This is a genomic window from Aphanothece microscopica RSMan92 (assembly GCF_046613545.2).
Taxonomy (GTDB): Bacteria; Cyanobacteriota; Cyanobacteriia; order PCC-6307; family Cyanobiaceae; genus NIES-981.
The window spans coordinates 1-4,109 of the sequence record NZ_JBKKKY020000111.1 but is presented as its reverse complement, the minus strand read 5'-3'; the positions used below and the strand labels follow the sequence as shown (position 1 = coordinate 4,109).

The following is a 4,109-nucleotide window of genomic DNA, read 5'->3' as shown; positions in this document are numbered from 1 at the left end:
GAGTCTGGTCGAAGCTGGCGAAGGCCTCCTCGAGGGGGCCGTTCAGCTGCTCCAGCAGGCGCGGCTCGACCTCGCTCCACGGGGCGGCCGGCACAGCGCTCTGCAGCCGGGCCAGGGCGCGGATGTAGGCATCGGGCAACAGGTCCGGACGGGTGCTGAGCAGCTGTCCCACCTTCACGAACACCGGCCCGAGCTCGGTCAGCACCCGGCAGAGCACCTCGGGTGCCGGCAGGCTGGGCTGCTGGTCCTGATCGGTTGCCCACGGGGTGCTCAGCAGGCTGCGCAGGTAGTCCCACTGGTGCTGGGAGACCACCCGCACGATCTCGAGAGCCCTGGAGGAACCGCTGAGCATCCCGGCCCGCCGCTGCGGCCCCATCCTGGTAGGAACCGGGTGCGCCCGCATGGTCCATGGCTCGATCCGTCCGCTCCGCCGTCAGGACATCCCCACGGTGGTGGGCTGGGCCAGGGAGGCGGGGTTCTGCCCGGGCCTCGGCGATGTGGCCGTCTACCGCCACACCGACCGCCAGGGCCTGTGGGTGCGGGAGCTGAACGGCCAGCCGATCGGCTGCATCGCCGGTGTGCGCTACAACGCGGCCTACGGGTTCATCGGCCTGTTCCTGGTCGATCCGGCCCACCGGGGGCTGGGGCATGGGCTGGCCCTGTGGCGGCATGCCATGGCCCACCTCGAGGACCTTCCCTGCATCGGCCTCGAGGCGGCGCAGGAGCGGGTCGAGGACTACCGGCAATGGGGATTCGAGCCGGCCTCACCCACCTGCCGCTGGCAACTGGTGGCCAGCGGCCACCAAGCCATGGCAGCCCCCGACGACGACCTGCAGCTGGTGGAGGGTGCGGCCCTGCCCAGCCAGGCCGTGCAGGCCTACGACGCGCAGCGGGAGCCGACGCCGCGCCCCCATTTCCTGGCCGACTGGCTGAACCAGAGCGGCGGTCGGGTGCTGGCCCTGGTCGATGGGCAGGGGGCGTGTCACGGCTTCGGAAGGATCCGCCCCTGCCTGCTGAGACGCGGCGAAGGCTGGCGGATCGGTCCGCTCCTGGCGGACAACCCGCAGCTGGCGGAGCGGCTGCTGCGGCGCATGCTCGACAGCCACCCGGGGGTGGTGCTGATCGATGTGCCCGGAGCCAACGCGGCAGGCGATCCTCTGATGCGGCGGCTGGGTTTCCAGCCGGTGGACAGGATGCTGCGGATGTATCGCGGCGAGCCCCCGGCGGTGGGGCTGGGCGATGTCTACGGACTGGCCTGTCTCGAGCTCGGTTGATCCTTCACCAGACCCGCTGCCCTCGCCAGGGAGGGCGGCAGCAGCTGGCCCTGCCCCAGGGTGCGTGCCGCCGTAACGATCATCGCCATAGTTTTCCCGAAGTAGCGAAGCCCAATTAAGCTGAAAGTACGCGAGTGAATGAGTATCCATACCCACTTAATTCCTGGCCAATTCCGGTCATCTCAGGTCCCAGCAAAGTCGTCAGCGTCACCTCTCCCCCCTCCACCGCCGCACTGCCATGACCACCCCCTCCACCAACACCCTTGCCTCTACCCCTGCCCCCACGCTCCACGACGCCAGGGAGATGCTCTACCGCTGCATCCTCGCGACGGATTCGAATCCGATGAGCTGTGAGCAGAAGGAACACCGCTGGGATGCGGTCGACACCTACTTCACCTGTCTTGTCGCCTGTGATCTGCTGGATCACAGCTGCTCCACAGCCTGTACCGAGGCGTTGCGACAGACCGGCTGACCACCTCCCTCCTGCCGGCACGGCCATCCGTTGGCCCCCGTGGCCGGTAGACAGAGAAGGCTTTCCGATCGCCATGCGCCTGCCTGTCCTGGTTCCGATCAGCGCCGCCCTGGCCGCGCTGCTGGCCCTGCCGCTGCTGCTGGGCGGCGAGGTGCCGCTGCGGCCTGGAGCCGCCCAGGCATCGAGCCTGCCCGATCCAGCCCTCGACCCGGGCCGGCAGCCAGGAGCCGACCGCACCGCCGTGCTCGCCGGCGGCTGCTTCTGGGGCATGGAGGCGATCTTCGAGGCGGTGAAGGGGGTGAGAAGCGTGGAGACCGGCTATGCGGGCGGCTCTGGTGAGACGGCCCGCTATGCCGAGGTCAGCCGGGGCACCACCGGCCATGCCGAAGGGATCCGCATCACCTACGACCCCACCCAGGTGAGCTACGGCCAGCTGCTCAAGGTGTTCTTCGCCGTCGCCCACGACCCGACCGAACACAACCGCCAGGGGCCGGACGTGGGCCCGCAGTACCGCTCGGCGATCTTCACCACCGATCCCCAGCTCCAGAGCGTGGCGCGGGCCTACATCCAGCAACTGGATCGCTCCGGCAGCTTCGACAGACCGATCGCCACCCGGGTGGAAGCCAGCGACCGTTTCTATCCGGCGGAGGACTACCACCAGGACTTCGTGCGGCGCAATCCCCTGCATCCCTACGTCGTGGTGCACGACCTGCCCAAACTGGCCGCATTCCGTGCAGCCTTTCCCCAGCTGAGCCGCTAGCCGGGCCCGGGATCGCCGCCCGTGCCGCCCCATCCCTCCCGATGGGCGGCCGCCGTGGCACGGATGGCCTCGAGCTCCTCGGGTGGCAGTTTCTCCAGCTGCCGCATCACCAGGGCCATGCGGGGGTTACCGCCGAGGCGATCGCGGTGGCGTTGCAGAAAATCCCAGTACAGGGCATTGAAGGGGCAGGCTCCGGAGCCGACGCGCTGCTTCACGTCGTAGCGGCAGCCGCGGCAGTAGGTGCTCATCCGGTTGATGTAGTTGCCGCTGGCCGCATAGGGCTTGCTGGCGAGCCTCCCCCCATCGGCGAACAGGCCCATGCCGAGCACATTGGGCTGCATCACCCAGTCGAACCCGTCGATGAACATGCGGTGGAACCAGGCGGTGAGGGCCTGGGGGTCGAGGCCGGCCAGGAGCCCGTAGTTGGCGATCACCATCAGCCGCTGGATGTGGTGGGCGTAGCCGCTGGCTTCGATCTCGGCGAACACCGTGTCCAGGCAGGCCATGCCGCTGCCGCCGAGGGCCTCGAAGCTGGGGGGCAGCGGCCGGCGGTGGTCGAAGTGATTGCTGGCGGCATAGTCCGCCCCGAACCAGCCGTAGAGGCCGTGCATGTATTCCCGCCAGCCCAGGATCTGGCGGATCAGACCCTCCAGGCTGGGCAGGGGGGTGCCGCGCTCCAGCCCGGCCTGCTCCAGGCGGCGGATCACCTCCAGGGGATGGAGCAATCCCAGGTTGAGGTAGGGGGAGATCAGGGTGTGCCACAGGGTCGGCTCCCCGCCGACCATGGCGTCCTGGTAGGGACCGAAACCATCGAGACGGGTGGCGATGGCGTGCTCCAGGGCCGCCAGGGCCTGCCCGCGGCTGATCGCCCAGCCGAACGGCCGGCTGTGGCCGGGGAGGTCGGGCAGGGCCTCCACCTCACGGATCACGGCTTCGGTGATGGGGTCCGGATCGAACCACAGCGGACGGGGCCCGCGGAGGCCCTTGGGGGGAGCCTGGCGGTTGGCCTGGTCGAAGTTCCACTGGCCCCCGAGCGGCTGGCCCTGCCCATCGAGCAGTACGCCGAAACGCCGCCGTCCCTCCCGGTAGAAGCGCTCCATCCGCAGCTGCCGGTAGCGGCCGGCCCAGGCGTCGAAGGCCTCGCTGCTCCAGAGGAAGGCGTTGGAGGGATGCCAGACAACCCGGGGAGCCGTGCCTTGGGAAGCCAGCCGAGCCAGCAGCTCCTCGATCGCCGCGCGGAAGGGGCGGTCCGCAGGCTCCATCAGGTGCAGGTCCCGGATGCCGTGGTCGTCGATCCAGGCCCCGACGGCCTCGGCGAAGGTCGACGCCCGGCGGTGGTCCACCGGCCAGCCCAGCTCCCGCAGGTCCTCGGCGAAGTGGCGCATGGCGCTCCAGACCAGCACGAGCTTCTGGCGGTGGTAGCGGCGCTGGGCCAGCACCGAGAGGCTCTCCACCAGCAGCACCCGGGCCCCGCCGGGCCGATGGGCCGCCAGGGCGCTCTGGGCGGGGTGGAGCTGGTCCCCCAGAACCCAGATGCCGATCATCGGGAGGCCAGACGGCAGGCGCGGCGGGCCACCGCGGCGGCATAGCCCCGCTCGACCGA

General features: G+C 70.0%; 4 protein-coding genes and 1 pseudogene. 3 read left to right on the top strand and 2 right to left on the bottom strand.

Annotation, left to right across the window (positions count from 1 at the left end; translation table 11 throughout):
• A pseudogene (locus ACLD7X_RS15940) lies at window positions 1–352 on the bottom strand (AarF/ABC1/UbiB kinase family protein); the annotation flags it as partial.
• A gap of 49 nt (window positions 353–401) precedes the next feature.
• Between ACLD7X_RS15940 and ACLD7X_RS15935 the strand changes: the two are divergent.
• From ACLD7X_RS15935 to msrA, 3 genes are all read left to right on the top strand, one after another.
• Window positions 402–1,274, top strand: coding sequence for a GNAT family N-acetyltransferase (locus ACLD7X_RS15935; protein WP_411424663.1), 873 nt, complete (start codon window positions 402–404; stop codon window positions 1,272–1,274).
• Window positions 1,275–1,512: 238 nt separating this feature from the next.
• Window positions 1,513–1,746, top strand: a complete 234-nt coding sequence (locus ACLD7X_RS15930; protein WP_411424662.1) for a hypothetical protein — start codon at window positions 1,513–1,515, stop codon at window positions 1,744–1,746.
• Between the two features lie 73 nt (window positions 1,747–1,819).
• The gene (gene msrA / locus ACLD7X_RS15925; RefSeq protein ID WP_411424661.1) at window positions 1,820–2,506 is read left to right on the top strand and encodes a peptide-methionine (S)-S-oxide reductase MsrA; all 687 of its coding nucleotides are present in this window, start codon (window positions 1,820–1,822) and stop codon (window positions 2,504–2,506) included.
• Here the strand turns inward: msrA and ACLD7X_RS15920 are convergent.
• Complete coding sequence (locus ACLD7X_RS15920) at window positions 2,503–4,050, bottom strand: cryptochrome/photolyase family protein (RefSeq protein ID WP_411424664.1); 1,548 nt, start codon at window positions 4,048–4,050, stop codon at window positions 2,503–2,505. The genes msrA and ACLD7X_RS15920 overlap by 4 nt on opposite strands.
• Window positions 4,051–4,109 lie beyond the last annotated feature (59 nt).

Bases quoted from the DNA above. Each gene is read 5' to 3' on its own strand.
- ACLD7X_RS15935 (WP_411424663.1), top strand. From the start codon at position 402: ATGGTCCATGGCTCGATCCGTCCGCTCCGCCGTCAGGACATCCCCACG.
- ACLD7X_RS15930 (WP_411424662.1), top strand. From the start codon at position 1,513: ATGACCACCCCCTCCACCAACACCCTTGCCTCTACCCCTGCCCCCACG.
- msrA (WP_411424661.1), top strand. From the start codon at position 1,820: ATGCGCCTGCCTGTCCTGGTTCCGATCAGCGCCGCCCTGGCCGCGCTG.
- ACLD7X_RS15920 (WP_411424664.1), bottom strand. From the start codon at position 4,050: ATGATCGGCATCTGGGTTCTGGGGGACCAGCTCCACCCCGCCCAGAGC.